Source organism: Bradyrhizobium sp. JR4.1, from assembly GCF_040548605.1.
In the GTDB taxonomy this organism is placed as follows: domain Bacteria; phylum Pseudomonadota; class Alphaproteobacteria; order Rhizobiales; family Xanthobacteraceae; genus Bradyrhizobium; species Bradyrhizobium canariense.
In genome coordinates, this window is record NZ_JBEPRY010000001.1 from 900,436 (window position 1) to 916,229 (window position 15,794).

At 65.7% G+C, this 15,794-nt stretch carries 12 protein-coding genes; 6 read left to right on the plus strand and 6 right to left on the minus strand.

From position 1 onward, the window contains the following. Nucleotides 1-108 precede the first annotated feature (108 nt). From ABIB90_RS04300 to ABIB90_RS04325, 6 genes are all read left to right on the plus strand, one after another. Nucleotides 109-426 carry a PilZ domain-containing protein gene (locus ABIB90_RS04300; RefSeq protein WP_007598394.1) on the plus strand — a complete coding sequence of 106 codons (318 nt, stop codon included), beginning with the start codon at nt 109-111 and terminating at the stop codon, nt 424-426. A gap of 124 nt (nt 427-550) precedes the next feature. After that, entirely contained in the window at nt 551-1,273 is a 723-nt protein-coding gene (locus tag ABIB90_RS04305; RefSeq protein WP_007598395.1) for a nucleotidyltransferase family protein, read from the plus strand. Nucleotides 1,274-1,492: 219 nt separating this feature from the next. Next, nucleotides 1,493-4,639, plus strand: a complete 3,147-nt coding sequence (gene addB / locus ABIB90_RS04310; RefSeq protein WP_354200283.1) for a double-strand break repair protein AddB — start codon at nt 1,493-1,495, stop codon at nt 4,637-4,639. Beyond that, nucleotides 4,633-8,142, plus strand: coding sequence for a double-strand break repair helicase AddA (addA, locus tag ABIB90_RS04315; protein WP_354200284.1), 3,510 nt, complete (start codon nt 4,633-4,635; stop codon nt 8,140-8,142). Before addB ends, addA begins: the two co-directional genes overlap by 7 nt. A gap of 63 nt (nt 8,143-8,205) precedes the next feature. Next, nucleotides 8,206-8,526, plus strand: a complete 321-nt coding sequence (gene trxA, locus ABIB90_RS04320) for a thioredoxin (protein WP_007598398.1) — start codon at nt 8,206-8,208, stop codon at nt 8,524-8,526. Between the two features lie 145 nt (nt 8,527-8,671). After that, complete coding sequence (locus ABIB90_RS04325; RefSeq protein ID WP_354200387.1) at nt 8,672-9,685, plus strand: ATP-dependent DNA ligase; 1,014 nt, start codon at nt 8,672-8,674, stop codon at nt 9,683-9,685. Nucleotides 9,686-9,786: 101 nt separating this feature from the next. Here ABIB90_RS04325 and ABIB90_RS04330 read toward each other — a convergent pair whose 3' ends face one another. The 6 genes from ABIB90_RS04330 to ABIB90_RS04355 all read right to left on the minus strand — a co-directional run bounded on the left by ABIB90_RS04330 (nt 9,787) and on the right by ABIB90_RS04355 (nt 15,767). Further along, complete coding sequence (locus tag ABIB90_RS04330) at nt 9,787-10,527, minus strand: metallophosphoesterase family protein (protein ID WP_354200285.1); 741 nt, start codon at nt 10,525-10,527, stop codon at nt 9,787-9,789. A 102-nt stretch (nt 10,528-10,629) separates the two neighbouring features. Continuing rightward, nucleotides 10,630-11,973 (minus strand): bifunctional folylpolyglutamate synthase/dihydrofolate synthase, encoded by a 1,344-nt coding sequence (locus tag ABIB90_RS04335; protein ID WP_354200286.1) that lies wholly within the window; start codon nt 11,971-11,973, stop codon nt 10,630-10,632. Then, the gene (accD, locus tag ABIB90_RS04340; RefSeq protein WP_007598402.1) at nt 11,970-12,911 is read right to left on the minus strand and encodes an acetyl-CoA carboxylase, carboxyltransferase subunit beta; all 942 of its coding nucleotides are present in this window, start codon (nt 12,909-12,911) and stop codon (nt 11,970-11,972) included. Before accD ends, ABIB90_RS04335 begins: the two co-directional genes overlap by 4 nt. Before the next feature lie 137 nt (nt 12,912-13,048). Then, entirely contained in the window at nt 13,049-13,885 is an 837-nt protein-coding gene (trpA, locus tag ABIB90_RS04345; RefSeq protein WP_354200287.1) for a tryptophan synthase subunit alpha, read from the minus strand. Next, entirely contained in the window at nt 13,882-15,099 is a 1,218-nt protein-coding gene (gene trpB / locus ABIB90_RS04350; protein ID WP_354200288.1) for a tryptophan synthase subunit beta, read from the minus strand. Before trpB ends, trpA begins: the two co-directional genes overlap by 4 nt. Beyond that, nucleotides 15,096-15,767 carry a phosphoribosylanthranilate isomerase gene (locus ABIB90_RS04355; RefSeq protein WP_219678801.1) on the minus strand — a complete coding sequence of 224 codons (672 nt, stop codon included), beginning with the start codon at nt 15,765-15,767 and terminating at the stop codon, nt 15,096-15,098. Before ABIB90_RS04355 ends, trpB begins: the two co-directional genes overlap by 4 nt. Nucleotides 15,768-15,794 lie beyond the last annotated feature (27 nt).

Sequence of the window (15,794 nt, forward strand, 5' to 3'; positions counted from 1 at the left end):
GCAGGGGCGGAAAAGGCTGATTCGGGGCCCGATTTACCGGCTGTTAGCCAAGACACCGGTAATCTAGCGGCGAGGCAGCCGGATGATTACGGGGCTGGAGCAGGGCAGATGGCGGTGAAGACGGACCAGCGCGGCAACAGCCGGGTTGTTTTCGAACGCGGGATCGCAGCCCAGATGATGGGTATCGACGGCACCTGGCGGCGCGATTGCACCATGGAGGACGTCTCCGACAGCGGCGCCAAGCTGACCATCGACGGCTCAGTCGAAGGCTTGCATCTGAAGGAGTTTTTTCTGCTGCTGTCGTCCACCGGACTTGCGTACCGACGCTGCGAGCTCGCCTGGGTCAATGGCGACCAGATCGGCGTCAACTTTCTCAAGCTCGGCGACAAGAAGAAAAAGACGCGTTCCACATCCATCGGGGCGTAACGGCAACACCCGTCGTACAAGCGTCACGGCAGGTGGTTAAGGCGATTAAGACGCGGTGCGGTCAGTCGAACCTCGTGTTAGGATTGCTGCGAACGCGAAATCAGTAGGTCTGAGAAAGCGAAGGATGTCCGTCAAACCGACCAAAGCCATGGTGCTCGCCGCAGGGTTCGGCCTGCGCATGCGTCCGTTGACGGACAAGATGCCGAAACCGATGGTTCCGGTGGCCGGCCAGCCGCTGCTCGACCACGTGCTCGACAAGCTCGCCCACGCCGGAGTGAGCGAGGCGGTGGTCAACGTGCACTATCTGCCGGACCAGATCATCGATCACACCGCATCCCGCCAGCATCCGCGCGTGACCATCTCGGACGAGCGCAACCAGGTGCTCGGCACCGGTGGCGGCGTGGTCAAGGCACTGCCGCTGCTCGGGGACGCACCGTTCTTTCACGTCAATTCCGACACGCTGTGGATCGACGGCGTGCGCTCGAACCTGACGCGGCTCGCCGAAAACTTCGACCCTGAGCGCATGGACATTTTGCTGCTGATGGCGCCGACGGCGACCAGCATCGGCTATAGCGGCCGCGGCGATTACGGCATGCTGGCGGACGGCGCCCTGCGCAAGCGCAAGGAAAAAGAGGTCGTTCCGTTCGTCTATGCCGGCGCGGCGATCCTGTCGCCGTCGATCTTCGCCGATGCCCCCACGGGCGAGTTCTCGCTGACCAAGATGTTCGACCGTGCCAACGAGCAGGAGCGGCTGTTCGGCCTTCGCCTCGACGGCGTCTGGATGCATGTCGGCACGCCTGATGCCGTCCACGCGGCCGAAGAGGCGTTTCTGGAGAGCGTGGCGTAGGGCCGCTCTCGCGCACGGTGCCGTAGGGTGGGCAAAGCGAAGCGTGCCCACCATCTAAGCTGAAATTCGCGGAAACATGGTGGGCACGGCGCGTTGCGCCTTTGCCCACCCTACGGCACCTGTTCTGGTCCGGCGAACAGCGGGGACTATCTCCCTCCACCCATATCCATTTGAGTCCGCCTCCCTATATTGGCGCCTGATTCCCGAATCAGGCAGCTCATGCGCGTTTTCAGCGTTCCCATCTCAGTTCCGTTCCTGCGCACCGTCGTCTCCAGCCTGCTCGACGGCCGGCTGGTCGAGGGCTTTGAGGCGCGCAAGGAACCGGCGCGGCTGGCGGACGCCACGCTGTACCTGCCGACACGGCGCGCCATGCGCGTCGTCCGCGAGATCTTCCTCGACGAGATGAAGGCGGATGCGGTCGTGCTGCCGCGCATCGTCGCGCTCGGCGACATCGACGAGGATGAGCTCGCTTTCGCCGATGAGGGCGAACAGTTTTCCGGCGCAACGCCGCTCGACATTCCGCCGCGGCTCGGCGAGCTCGAACGGCGGCTGACACTGGCGCAGCTCGTCGCGGCCTGGGCCAAGGGCCCGGTGCTGTCTCCGCTGGTCGTCGGGGGCCCCGCCTCGACGCTGGCGCTGGCTTCCGATCTCGCGCGTCTGATCGACGACATGGTCACGCGCGGCGTCGACTGGAGCGCGCTCGATGGCCTCGTACCTGATATGCTCGACCGGTACTGGCAGCACTCGCTTGAATTTTTGCGTATCGCGCGCATCGCTTGGCCGGGTCATCTCGCCGAAATCAAACGCATCGAGCCCGCTGCCCGCCGCGACCTCCTGATCGATGCCGAAGCCAAGCGGCTGACCGCGCATCACCAAGGCCCCGTGATCGCGGCCGGTTCGACCGGCTCGATGCCGGCCACGGCAAGATTTCTCCATACAGTCGCCTCGCTGCCGCATGGCGCCGTGGTGCTGCCCGGCCTCGACACTGATCTCGACGACGATGCATGGCGCAGCATCGGCGGCGTACGCGATTCGCTCGGCAAGTTCGCTGAGCACCCGGTCTCGAACCATCCGCAATATGCCATGCACGCGCTGCTGGATCGGTTTGGCATCAAGCGCAGCGACGTCGATAGTCTCCAGCCACCGGCGGAAGGCGGTCGCGATCTGCTGGCGTCGGAATCGATGCGGCCCTCGGCCAAGACCGAGATATGGCACGACCGGCTGAAGCAGCCGGATGTGGCCGCGAAGATCACCGGCGGCATGAAGAACCTCGCGGTTGTCGAAGCCCCCAACCCGGAAATGGAAGCGCTCGCCATCGCCATCGCGATGCGCGAGGCGCGGCACCTCGACAAATCCGCGGCGCTGGTCACGCCCGATCGCGCGCTGGCGCGGCGGGTGATGGCTGCGCTGACACGATGGGATCTCGCATTCGATGATTCCGGCGGCGATGTCCTGATGGAAACCGCCGCCGGCGTCTTTGCGCGACTGACAGCGGAGGCTGCGACCAAGGGATTGGAGCCGCCGACGCTGCTGGCGATGCTGAAGCATCCGCTATGCCGGATCGGCCGGGCGTCTGGTGCATGGAAGGCGGCGATCGAAGACCTGGAGCTCGCTTTGTTGCGCGGCACGCGCCCGCCCGCGGGCACCGCCGGCCTGTTGCGCGAATTCAATCGCTTTCGCGAGGAACTGGCAAAGCTGTGGCGCAGCGAGGTCTCCGCGCTGCACAAGGCCGAGCCGCGTGCACGTCTCAAGGCCGAAGACCTCGATCGCATTCAGGTGCTGATCGATGGCTTACGACAAGCCTTGGCGCCGATCGAGAGTCTTGCATCATCAAGACCATATGACTTCGCCGAACTCGCGCATCGGCATCGCGAGATCATGATCGAGCTGTCGCGCGACGAGCAGGGCATCCCGCTGGCGTTCGAGGAGCGCGAAGGCCTCGCGCTCGCGAGCGCCTTCGACGATCTCCTGCGCGGCGGCACGACCAGCGGATTGATGGTCACGCTGCCCGACTACGCAGACGTCTTCCAGACCGCGTTCAGCGATCGCGCGGTGCGGCGGCGGGACAGGCCGGGCGCGCGCTTGCAGATCTACGGCCCGCTGGAATCGCGCCTGATGCAGGCCGACCGCATCATCGTTGGCGGCCTGATCGAGGGGGTCTGGCCACCGGCGCCGCGGATCGATCCGTGGCTGAGCCGACCGATGCGGCACCAGCTCGGCCTCGATCTGCCGGAACGCCGCATCGGCCTCTCCGCCCACGATTTTGCGCAACTGCTCGGTGGCGACGAGGTCATCCTCACCCACTCCGCCAAGGCCGGCGGTGCGCCGGCGGTCGCCTCGCGCTTCCTGCATCGGTTAGAGGCGGTCGCGGGCGATGCGCACTGGAAGGCCGCGATTCGCGCGGGCGAGAAATACGTGCGGTTCGCAGCCGCGCTGGACCAGCCCGACGAGGTGAGACCGATCAAGCAGCCCGAGCCGCGACCGCCCCGCGCGACCCGGCCGCTCAGGATGTCTGTGACCGGGATCGAGGACTGGCTGCGCGATCCCTATACGATCTACGCAAAACACATTTTGCGGCTCGACGCGCTCGATCCCGTCGACATGCCGCTGTCGGCCGCCGACCGCGGCTCGGCAATCCATGATGCGCTCGGCGAGTTCACGGAACGCTACGCCACCGATCTGCCAGATGATCCCTCACGCGTGCTGCGCGCGATCGGCGAAAAATACTTTGCGCCATTGATGGAGCGACCCGAGGCGCGGGCGCTGTGGTGGCCGCGCTTCCAGCGCATCGCGCGCTGGTTCGGCGAATGGGAGACGGCGCGGCGCGGCGCGATCGAGGTGATCACCGCGGAAACCCGCGGCGAAATCTCGATCCCGCTCGACCATGGGCGCAGCTTCCGTCTCTCCGCTCGCGCCGACCGCATCGAACGGCGCCAAGGCGGCGGCTACGCTATCCTCGACTACAAGACCGGCCAGCCACCGACCGGCAAGCAGGTCCGCATGGGCCTGTCGCCGCAGCTCACGCTGGAAGCCGCGATCCTGCGCGAGGGCGGTTTTCCCGACATCGATGCTGGTGCGTCCGTGAGCCAGCTCGTCTATGTTCGCCTGAGCGGCAACAATCCGCCGGGCGAGGAGCGCGTTCTCGAGCTCAAGTATAGGCAAGGCGACGAGCCGCAGCCGCCGGACACCGCGGCTGCTGAGGCCAGGGCCAAGCTCGAGGCGCTGATTCGCGCCTTCGACGACGAGAACCAGCCCTATACCTCCTTGAACCTGCCGATGTGGACCAACCGCTACGGCGCCTATGACGATCTCGCCCGGATCAAGGAATGGTCCGCGGCCGGTGGATTGGGGATCGAGGAATGGTGAAGGCACCGCGCCCCATCCCGGATGAGTTGCGCGCGCGACAGGCGCGCGCATCGGATCCGACCGCGTCGGCCTTCGTGTCGGCCAATGCCGGCTCGGGCAAAACGCATGTGCTGGTGCAGCGCGTGATCCGCCTGCTGCTCTCGGGCGTGCCGCCGGAAAAGATCCTCTGCATCACCTTCACCAAGGCGGCTGCCGCCAACATGGCCGAGCGCGTGTTCACCACGCTCGGGCATTGGGTGACGCTCGACGACACCGCGCTCGATGCGGCGATCCGTGACGTCGGCATTCCCCATCCGGACCGAAAACTGCGGCGCGAAGCGCGCAAGCTGTTCGCCTGCGCGCTGGAGACGCCGGGCGGGTTGAAGGTGCAGACCATCCACGCGCTGTGCACGCGCCTGCTCCAGCAGTTTCCGTTCGAGGCCAATGTCCCCGCGCGCTTTGCCGTGATCGACGAGCGCGACCAGACCGACATGATGGAGCGCGCCAATCTGAAGGTGCTGCTGGAGGCCGCGCGCGACCCTGAAAGCATCACCGGCCGCGCGCTGCAGACCGCGATGGCGAGCGCCGCCGACGTCACCTTCAAGGAGGTCGTGCGCGAGGCATGTCTCAGCCGCGACCACTTCATGGCCTGGACCGATGAGGCCGGCAACGCCGAGGCCGCTGCTGCGCAGATGGCGGCCGTGCTGGGCGTGGACGCAAACGACCGCATCGAGGATGTCGAGACGGAGATTCTCGACGGCCCGTATCTGCCGCGATCGCGCTGGGACGACATCGCCTTCGCGCTGGAAGACGGCAGCAAGTCCGACAACGACCAGGCCAGCCGGCTCCGCGAAGCAAAGGCGTTTTCCGGTGCCGCGCAGGTCGATGCCTATCTCTGCGTCTTCCTGACCGACGAAAAGCTGCCGCGCAAGGCGGTGCTGACCAAGAAGTTCGGCGAGCAGAAACCATCCGTCGCCCGCCTGTTCGAGAACGAGGCGCAACGCCTGGCAGGATTGATCGAGAAGCGCCGCACGGTGACCATGCGCGACCGCAGCGCGGCCCTGCTGCATATCGCAACCGCCGCCGCCGCAAACTACCGTCACGAGAAGCAGGAGCGCGGCCTGCTCGACTATGACGATTTGATCGACAAGACGCTGGCGATGCTCGACCGCGTTTCCTCGGGCTGGGTGCATTACAAGCTCGACCGCGGCGTCGATCACGTGCTGATCGACGAAGCCCAGGACACCAGCCCGCGGCAATGGGACATCGTCGCGCACATCATCTCGGAATTCACCGCCGGCGAAGGTGCGCGCGAAGGCCTGAATCGCACCGTCTTCGCTGTCGGCGACGAGAAGCAGTCGATTTTCTCCTTTCAGGGTGCTCAGCCCCGGGAGTTCGACGCACGCCGACGCGAGCTGCACCGCAAGTTCACGGCGGCCGGACTGAAATTCGATCCGGTCGCCTTCACCTATTCGTTCCGCTCCGGCGCCGCGATCCTGCATTCGGTGGACCACGTCTTCCGCGAGCCCGCGATCTACAAGAGCATCCATTCGCTCGAGACCGGTCATCCCCTGCACAACGCTCTCGGCGATGCAGGTCCCAGCGTGATCGAGCTCTGGGACCTTGCGGAAGCCGACGACAGGCAGGAGATCGAGGGCTGGCGCGCGCCGTTCGACGGCGTCGCCGCCACCAGCCCCGAGGTGAAGCTCGCGCGCCGGATCCAGACCGAGATCAAGCGGCTGGTCGAGAGCGGCACGCTGACGGGCCACGAGGGCGAGCGGCGTCCCCTGCGTTATGGCGACATGCTGATCCTGGTGCGCCGCCGCGGCAACGCGTTCGATGCAGTGATCCAGGCGCTGAAGCACGCCAACGTTCCGGTCGCCGGCGCCGATCGGCTCAAGCTCACTGAGCACATCGGAATCATCGACCTAATGAATCTTGCGGACGCGCTGCTGCTGCCGCAGGACGATCTCGCGCTCGCGGTGGCGCTGAAGAGCCCGCTGTTCGGGCTCGATGACGACGATCTGTTCCAGCTGGCCCATGACCGCAAGGGATCGCTGCGCCGCGCGCTCGGCGAACATGCCCCGACAAGCGAGACATTCACTGCGGCGTTGCGACGCCTCGAAGCCTGCGAAACCCGAGCCCGCGAGGAGACGCCGTTCGCCTTTTACGCCTGGTTGCTCGGGGGCGACGGCGGACGCGCGCGCATGCTGCGCCGGCTCGGCCATGAGGCCAATGACGCGCTCGATGAGTTCCTGGAGCTGGCGCTGAATTACGAGCGCAAGGCGCCGGCCTCGCTGCAGGGTTTCATGGCCTGGCTGCGCTCGGCCGATACTGAGGTGAAGCGCGACATGGAGATCTCGCGCGACGAGGTGCGGGTGATGACCGTGCACGGCGCCAAGGGCCTGGAGGCCTCGGTCGTGTTCATGGTCGACACCACATCGTCGCCCGCGGATTCGCAGCGGCTCCGGCTGATCCAGGTCCCGCGCGGCAATGGCGGCGAGGTGGTGGTCTGGGCCGGACGCAAGGCGGACGATCCCAAGCCCGTCGCCGACGCCCGCAAGGCGATGCTCGAGGAGACCGAGGACGAATACCGCCGCCTGCTCTACGTCGCGATGACGCGCGCCGCCGACCGGCTCATCGTCGGCGGCTGCATGCCCGGCAACATGAAGACGGTCCGCAAGCTGAGCTGGTACGATCTGGTCGACACCGGGCTCGCCGGCTCGGGCCTGGCGAAAGAGACGATCGAGACGCCGCTGGGAAAGGTAACGCGCTTCTCCCGACCGGAGGATGTCGTGGCGCTGGGCACGCCCGCGATCTCGTTGGACCAGACGACCGCGCTCCCGGTCTGGCTGCGGACGCCGGTACCGCCCGAGACCATCGAAGACGATCCGGTGCGCCCCTCCGGCCAGCCGTCCGGGGAAGGCCGCACCGTGCTGTCGGGCGAATCAGTGCAGTCCCGCGCGCTCGCGCTGCAACGCGGCACGCTGGTGCACCGGCTGCTGCAATCGCTCCCCGACATCCCCACCGAGCGTCGGCGCGAGGCCGCGCTCGGCTTCATGGCGCGCAATGCCGCGGACTGGGCGGAGGCCGACCGGGCCGCGCTGGCCGACAAGGTGCTCGCCTTGATCGCCGAACCACGGTTTGCCCCCGTGTTTGCCGCCGGCAGCCGGGCGGAGGTCGCGATTGTCGGCAGGCTGGAACGGCCGGGCCACGCTCCCGCGCTGGTGTCCGGCCAGATCGACCGGCTGGTCGTTCGGCCGGATGAGGTCTTGATCGTCGATTTCAAGACCAATCAGGCGGCTTCCAAGAGCGCCCATGCGGCGCCCGCCGCCTATGTCCGCCAGCTGGCGCTATATCGGGCGGTGCTATCGCGGCTTTATCCCCAAAAGCCGATCCGCGCCGTCCTGCTCTGGACCGAGGCCCTTGAATATATGGAGATTTCGGCTCCCGCGCTGGACGCGGCGCTGGCATCTCTTCATCTCGGTGTGAGCGTCCTTGACCCGGCAAGGAGCCATTCATAGGTTGACGCCATGATCTCGGGCGCGATTCCCGTCGCGCCCTTCTCTCAGGTACGAGGTACTCCCATGGCCGTTGGTAAGGTTTCTGACACCGATTTCGAAGCCGAAGTGCTCAAGGCAAACGGCCCCGTGGTCGTCGATTTCTGGGCCGAATGGTGCGGCCCCTGCCGCATGATCGCACCCGCGCTCGACGAGATCGCCGGTGCGATGGGCGACAAGGTCAAGATCGTGAAGCTCAATGTCGACGAGAGCCCGAAGACCGCGTCGAAATACGGCGTGATGTCGATCCCGACCCTGATGATCTTCAAGGGCGGCGAGATGGCCTCCCGCCAGGTTGGCGCGGCGCCGAAGGCGAAGCTGCAGCAGTGGATCACCTCCGCGGTCTGATCCGCCTCGCGGAAGAATATTTTTGGAAGCGGCCGGCGAAAGCCGGCCGTTTTGCGTTGATGGGACATGTCCAGCGTATGATGAGTCCCGCCTGTTGCCTCCCCCTCCCGCAAAGCGCGCGCGAAAGTCGACGTCCCTCGTGGCGATGGAGGCGCGCTCGGTCGACGAGATCCCGCGCGGCAAGGAGTGGCAATACGAGCCGAAATGGGATGGCTTCCGCTGCCTGCTGTCGCGCGACGGCGGCAGTATTGATCTGCGTTCGAAATCCGGCGAGGACCTCGCACGCTATTTCCCCGAGATTGTCGCGACGGCGCTGAAGCTGAAGGCGGATCGCTTCACGCTCGACGGCGAGATCGTCGTGCCGCACGGCAAGGGGTTTTCCTTCGACGCTCTGCTGCAACGCATCCACCCTGCAGCGAGCCGCGTGAACAAGCTCTCGGAGGAGACGCCGGCGCTCTATCTCGCGTTCGATCTGCTTGCGACGGCCCGGGAGAAACAACTTGCCGAGCAGCCGCTGAGCGAACGACGGCCGGCGCTGGAAGCGTTTGCCAAGGCCCATCTGAAAGGCAGCATCTTCCGCCTCTCACCGGCGACCACGAGCTACGCCATTGCGAGGAAATGGCTGGCGCAATCCGGCGGCGGCTCGGACGGCGTCATCGCCAAGCGCATCGACCTGCCCTACCAGGCGGGAAATCGCGACGGCATGCAGAAGATCAAGAAATTCCGCAGCGCCGATTGCGTGGTCGGCGGCTTCCGCTATGCCACCAACAAGATCGCCGGCCGGAAGGTGGTGGGATCGCTGCTACTCGGACTCTATGACGACGAAGGTCTCCTGCATCATGTCGGCTTCACCTCGGCGATCAAGGCGACGGACAAGCCCGATCTGACCGATCGGCTGGAGGCGCTGATCGGCGAGCCGGGCTTCACCGGCAACGCGCCGGGCGGGCCGAGCCGCTGGTCCACCGAGCGCTCGGCCAAGTGGTGTCCGCTCAAGCCGAAGTTGGTGATCGAGGTTTGCTACGACCATTTCAGCGGCGAGCGCTTTCGCCACGGCACCTCGATTCTGCGCTGGCGTCCCGACAAGGCCCCGCGGCAATGCAGCTTCGAGCAGCTGAAGCAGAAGGTGGCCGATCCGATGAAGCTGTTGAAACAGCCGTAACCGGTAGCCCGGATGGAGCGCAGCGTAATCCGGGGCCGTCGTCATTTGTGGCACGATTCCTGGATTGCGCTTCGCTCCATCCAGGCTACGAGGCGACGGCGCTAGGCAATCCATCCCGTCGCCAGCGCGTTCGCCAGCTCCGGCTGGCCGTTGCGGCGAGCAAGCGCGGCCATCGTCTCGTGATCGTAGACGACTTGGCGGAACGTGAGCTGCCAGGCACCATCGGTTAGCTCGAGAATCGCATAGCGCGCGTGCGGCGTACCGGCCTCCACGACATGCGGGAACGGATGCTTGTCGCGATAGCCGGGGCTGCCGACGCTGCCGGGATTGACGATCAGCCTTCCATCTCGAAGTCGCACGGCACGGGCGAGATGGGTGTGGGCGCACAGGATCAGCGATTGCGTGATGCCTTGCGCAAATTGCTCGATGCGATCGAGCGGCGACAGCGCCACCGCGCCATCCGGATGCACCGTATCGAGCCAATAGACTTCGTCACTGTCGGGCGTCGCGTGGCAGAGGAACACCTGCTCGCGAAAGACGCGCGTCATCGGCTGCGCACGCAGCCAGTCGAGTTGCGCGGCGTTGAGTTGCGCATGGGCGGGGCGATCCCACGAGCCCATCTTCTCCGGCGGACGATCGAGCAGATAGCGATCGTGATTACCGAGCACGTGCACGGCATCGAGTCGCATCATGACCTCGACGGTGCGGCGCGCATCGAGCGGGCCGCTCAGCATGTCGCCGAGATCGACGATGTCGGAGACGCCTTGCGCGCGGATGTCGGCGAGCACAGCTTCCAGCGCGAGGTAATTTCCGTGGACGTCGGCAATCGCTGCAAAACGCATGGGTCTTCCTGTAGCCCGGATGGAGTGAAGCGTAATCCGGGGCCTTTGTCGCTTTTGGTACAATCCCGGATTGCGCTTCGCTCCATCCGGGCTACCCAAACTCTATGCAGGAGGCGTGCCGTTGATAGCGAGCACGTGGCCGGCGAGATAGAGCGAGCCGGTGATCAGGATGCGCGGCGGCACTTCGTAGGCGAGCTTCGCCAAGGCGCGCAGTGCGGCCTCGACGCCGGGCGCGGGCTCGACCCGCATGCCGAGGCTGCGGGCGGCATCCGTGAGGCGGTCGACCGGCATGGCGTTGTCGGTGTCGGGAATCGGCACCGCGATGATGTGACGGGTCAGACCGGCGAAATTGGCGAGAAAACCCTGCGCGTCCTTGTTGGCCATCATGCCCGCGATCACGACCAGCGGCCGCGACACCCGCTCTTCGAGATCGCCGAGCGCGGCCGCCGCAACGCGGCCGCCTTCCGCATTGTGGCCGCCGTCGAGCCAGATCTCCGAGCCCTGCGGGCCGAGAGCGAGCAACTCGCCCGAAGCGATGCGCTGCATCCGTGCCGGCCATTCCGCACCGACGATCCCGGCCTCGAACGCCGCTTGGTTGATCTTGAAGGCGTTGGTGGCCCGCAGCGTTGCGATGGCGAGACCGGCATTGTCGAACTGGTGGCGGCCGAACAGGCGAGGCGCCGTGAGATCCATCAAGCCGCGCTCGTCAGAATAGACCAGCCGCCCGTTCTCGACGTTGACATGCCAGCTCTCGCCCGCGGCAAACAACGGCGCCCGCATGCGCTTGGCCTGCGCCTCGACCACGGCCATCGCCTCACCCGGCTGCTCGGCGCACACCACGGGCACGCCCTGCTTGATGATTGCAGCCTTTTCGCCGGCGATCGACGTCAAAGTATCGCCGAGGAAATCCATGTGGTCCATGCTGATAGGCGTGATCACGCAGGCCGCCGGCGCGTCAACCACATTGGTTGAATCAAGCCGGCCCCCAAGGCCGACCTCTAGCAGAACCACATCGGCCGGGTTCTGCGCGAACAGGTGAAATGCAGCCGCCGTCTTGAGCTCGAACAGTGTGGCCGGCTCGCCGGCATTGACACGCTCGACCTCTTCCAGTGCCGCGCGCAACTCGTCGTCATCGACCAGCACGCCGCCGCCGACGCGGCCGAGCCGGAAACATTCGTTGATGCGAACGAGATAGGGCGATGTGTAGGCGTGGACGCGCAGGCCTGCGGCTTCCAGCGTCGCGCGCAGATAAGCCAGCGTCGAGCCCTTGCCGTTGGTACCGGCGATGTGGATCACCGGCGGCAGCTTGCGCTCGGGGTGACCGAGCCGCTCGAGCAGGCGGTGCATCCGATCCAGCCCGAGATCGATGCGTTTCTGATGCAGGGCCGACAGCCGCCCGATCAATTCGCCGAGCGGCGGCTTTGCGCTGTCAGAGGAAGCGTTCACGCGTGCGGCGCGGCCGGCGCCGTTTCGGGAGCCGATACGATCTGCGCCGGGCTCACGACCGGCTGCACCGGTTTGGATCCACTCTCCAGCGCCGGCGCCCTGGTCAACAGACGGCAGAGCCGCGCCAGGGTCGGGCGCAATTCGTGGCGATGCACGACCATGTCGACCATGCCGTGCTCCTTGAGATATTCGGCGCGCTGAAAACCCTCGGGGAGTTTTTCGCGAATGGTCTGCTCGATCACGCGCGCGCCGGCAAAACCGATCAGTGCACCGGGCTCGGCGATCTGCACGTCGCCGAGCATCGCATAGGACGCGGTGACGCCGCCGGTGGTCGGGTTGGTCAGCACGACGATGTAGGGCTGTTTTGCTTCACGCAGCATCTGCACCGCGACCGTGGTTCGCGGCATCTGCATCAGTGACAGGATGCCTTCCTGCATGCGCGCGCCACCACTGGCGGCGAACACGATGAAGGGTGATTTCTTCTCGACCGCAAGCTCGAGCCCGCGCACGATGGCTTCGCCCGCGGCCATGCCGAGCGAGCCGCCCATGAAGTCGAAATCCTGCACGGCGACGACGACGGCGGCACCTTCGAGTTTGCCGTAGCCGACCTTGATCGCGTCGTTGAGGTTGGTTCGCGCGCGCGCATCCTTGATGCGATCCACGTACTTCTTCTCGTCACGGAACTTGAGCGGATCGGGCGTGACGTCAGGCAGCGCGACGTCGTACCAGGTCTCGTTGTCGAAAATCGACTTCAGACGCGCCACCGCGTTCATGCGCATATGATAGTTCGAGCCGGGGATGACGAACTGGTTGGCCTCGACGTCCTTGTAGAACACGAGCTGTCCGGAATCCGGGCACTTGATCCACAGATTCTCCGGCGTCTCCCGCCGCAGCATGTTGCGGATCTTCGGCCGGACCACATTGGTAAGCCAGTTCATGGTTTGCTCCGATGTGCGATCCCGCCTGGGGACCGCCTGAAGAGATATATGGCGGCCGGGACCCGGCCCGGCAAGCCGCCATATCGTCGGCCTTGCTCGTCGGACTTGCTCGCCGGACTTGGCAGCGGAATTGTGGCCTATTCCGCCGCCTGTTGCGCGCCTTTGACGCCCTGCGCGAGTGCCGCCGTCAGCTCAGCGACGGCGTTGACGGTCTTGCCGGTGGCGCGCCCGTCCGCATCGAGGCTGTTCTTGAGCGCATCGACCAGCGCGGTACCGACCACGGCGCCATTGGCATGCGAGGCGATTGCGCGGGCATTCTCCGGCGTGCGGATACCGAATCCGACGCAGACCGGCAGCTCGGTGTGCCGCTTGATGCGGATAACGGCCTCGCCGACGGCGGAGGCATCTGCAGCCGCCGCGCCGGTGATGCCGGTAATCGCGACGTAATAGACAAAGCCCGAGGTATTGGCGAGCACGACCGGCAGGCGCTTGTCGTCGGTAGTCGGCGTCGCCAGGCGGATGAAATTGAGGCCGGCCTTCATCGCGGGCAGGCAGAGCTCGTCGTCCTCCTCCGGCGGCAAATCGACGATGATGAGGCCGTCGATGCCGGCGGCTTTCGCATCGACCAGGAATTTGTCGACGCCGTAGATGTAGATCGGGTTGTAGTAGCCCATCAGCACGATCGGCGTCGTGTTGTCGTCCTTGCGGAAGCCGCGCACGAGATCGAGCGTCTTCTTCAGCGTCATGCCGGCCTTGAGCGCGCGCAGGCCTGCCGCCTGGATCGAGGGACCGTCGGCCATCGGATCGGTGAAGGGCATGCCGAGTTCGATCACGTCGGCGCCCGCTTTCGGCAGCGCCTTGATGATCTCGAGCGAGGTCGCCGGATCGGGATCGCCGGCCATCACGAAGGTGACGAAGGCCGAGCGGCCGGCTTTCTTCAGCTCTGCGAAACGGGTGTCGATACGCGTGGTCACTTGCGCTTGCCCCTCAGGATGTCGCCGACCTGCGGGACGTCCTTGTCGCCGCGGCCGGAGAGGTTGACGACCATCAGGTGATCTTTTGTCCGCTTCGGCGCGAGCTCCATCACCTTGGCGATGGCATGTGCCGGTTCGAGCGCGGGGATGATGCCTTCCAGCTTTGACAGCAGCTGGAACGCTGCGAGCGCCTCGTCGTCGGTCGCGGAGAGATAGTTCACGCGGCCGATCTCGTGCAGCCAGGAGTGCTCGGGGCCGATGCCGGGATAGTCGAGGCCGGCGGAGATCGAATGCGCGTCCTGGATCTGGCCGTCCGCGTCCATCAGGAGATAGGTGCGGTTGCCGTGCAGCACGCCGGGACGGCCGCCCGCGATCGATGCCGCATGCAGTTGCGTCAGCCCGTGGCCCGCAGCTTCGACGCCGAAGATCTCGACCGAGGAATCGTCAAGGAACGGATGAAACAGGCCCATCGCGTTGGAGCCGCCGCCGATGCAGGCGACCAGCGAATCCGGCAGGCGGCCTTCGATCTCCTGCATCTGCACCTTGGTCTCATTGCCGATGATCGACTGGAAGTCGCGCACCAGCGTCGGATAGGGATGGGGCCCTGCGACCGTGCCGATGCAGTAGAACGTGTTGTGCACGTTGGTGACCCAATCGCGCAGCGCCTCGTTCATGGCGTCCTTCAGCGTGCGCGTGCCCGACTGCACCGGGACCACCGTTGCGCCCAGCATCTCCATGCGGATGACGTTGGGCTGCTGCCGCTCGACGTCGACGGCGCCCATATAGACGATACATTCCAGGCCGAAGCGCGCGCACAGCGTCGCGGTGGCGACACCGTGCTGGCCGGCACCGGTCTCGGCGATGATGCGCTTCTTGCCCATCCGCCGCGCCAGCATGATCTGGCCGAGCACGTTGTTCACCTTGTGCGAGCCGGTGTGGTTGAGCTCTTCGCGCTTGAGATAGATTTTGGCGCCGCCGAGATGTTCGGTCAGACGCTCGGCAAAATAAAGCGGCGAGGGCCGGCCGACGTAATTCTTGAGATAGCCGTTCATCTCGATCTGGAAGGCCGGATCGGCCTTGGCATCGGTGTAGGCTTTCTCCAGATCGAGGATCAGCGGCATCAGGGTTTCGGCAACGAAGCGTCCGCCGAATATGCCGAAATGGCCGCGCTCGTCGGGGCCGCTGCGATAGGAATTGGGTTTTACAACATTCATCGGACGCTCAACTCTTGATTTGCATCTTGGCTTGCGCGCGCGGCGCGAATGAAGGCCTTGATCATCCCGGGATCCTTCACGCCCGGGGCGCTCTCGACACCGGAGGAGACGTCCACACCACCGGCGCGGGTGACGCGAACGGCTTCGGCGACGTTCCCTGCATCTAGCCCGCCCGAAACCATATACGGCACGTTCAGCTCCAGGTTTCCGAGCAGATGCCAATCGAACGGTGCACCGAGGCCGCCCGGCCGCGTCGCGTCCTTCGGCGCGCGCGCATCGAACAGGATGCGTTCGGCCACCTCTGCGTAGCCGGGCAGCACGGCGAGATCGGCTGACGTTGCGACCGGCACGACCTTCATCACCGGGCGACCGAACCGCTGCTTGATGTCGCGCAGCCGGGCCACGCTTTCCGTGCCATGAAGCTGGAAAATGTCCGGCGACAGCGCGTCCATGATGTTGTCGAGCGTGGCGTCGTCGGCATCGACGGTGAGGGCGACCTTGAGCGCGCGCCGCTTCACCTGCCGGCCGAGCCCCCGGCCGGCTTCCAGCGACAAATGCCGCGGGGACGGCGGGAAGAACACAAAGCCCACCATGTCGGCACCCGCCTCGAGCGCCGTTTCGAGCGTCTCGGGCGTGGACAGGCCGCAGATTTTGACGAGCAGGGACATGTTCTCGACGGATATGGGCTCAAAGCA

Coding starts and splice junctions, on each gene's coding strand:
- ABIB90_RS04355 (WP_219678801.1), bottom strand. CDS start 15,767: ATGTCCCTGCTCGTCAAAATCTGCGGCCTGTCCACGCCCGAGACGCTC.
- trxA (WP_007598398.1), top strand. CDS start 8,206: ATGGCCGTTGGTAAGGTTTCTGACACCGATTTCGAAGCCGAAGTGCTC.
- ABIB90_RS04305 (WP_007598395.1), top strand. CDS start 551: ATGTCCGTCAAACCGACCAAAGCCATGGTGCTCGCCGCAGGGTTCGGC.
- ABIB90_RS04300 (WP_007598394.1), top strand. CDS start 109: ATGGCGGTGAAGACGGACCAGCGCGGCAACAGCCGGGTTGTTTTCGAA.
- ABIB90_RS04330 (WP_354200285.1), bottom strand. CDS start 10,527: ATGCGTTTTGCAGCGATTGCCGACGTCCACGGAAATTACCTCGCGCTG.
- ABIB90_RS04325 (WP_354200387.1), top strand. CDS start 8,672: ATGGAGGCGCGCTCGGTCGACGAGATCCCGCGCGGCAAGGAGTGGCAA.
- trpB (WP_354200288.1), bottom strand. CDS start 15,099: ATGAATGTTGTAAAACCCAATTCCTATCGCAGCGGCCCCGACGAGCGC.
- addA (WP_354200284.1), top strand. CDS start 4,633: ATGGTGAAGGCACCGCGCCCCATCCCGGATGAGTTGCGCGCGCGACAG.
- accD (WP_007598402.1), bottom strand. CDS start 12,911: ATGAACTGGCTTACCAATGTGGTCCGGCCGAAGATCCGCAACATGCTG.
- addB (WP_354200283.1), top strand. CDS start 1,493: ATGCGCGTTTTCAGCGTTCCCATCTCAGTTCCGTTCCTGCGCACCGTC.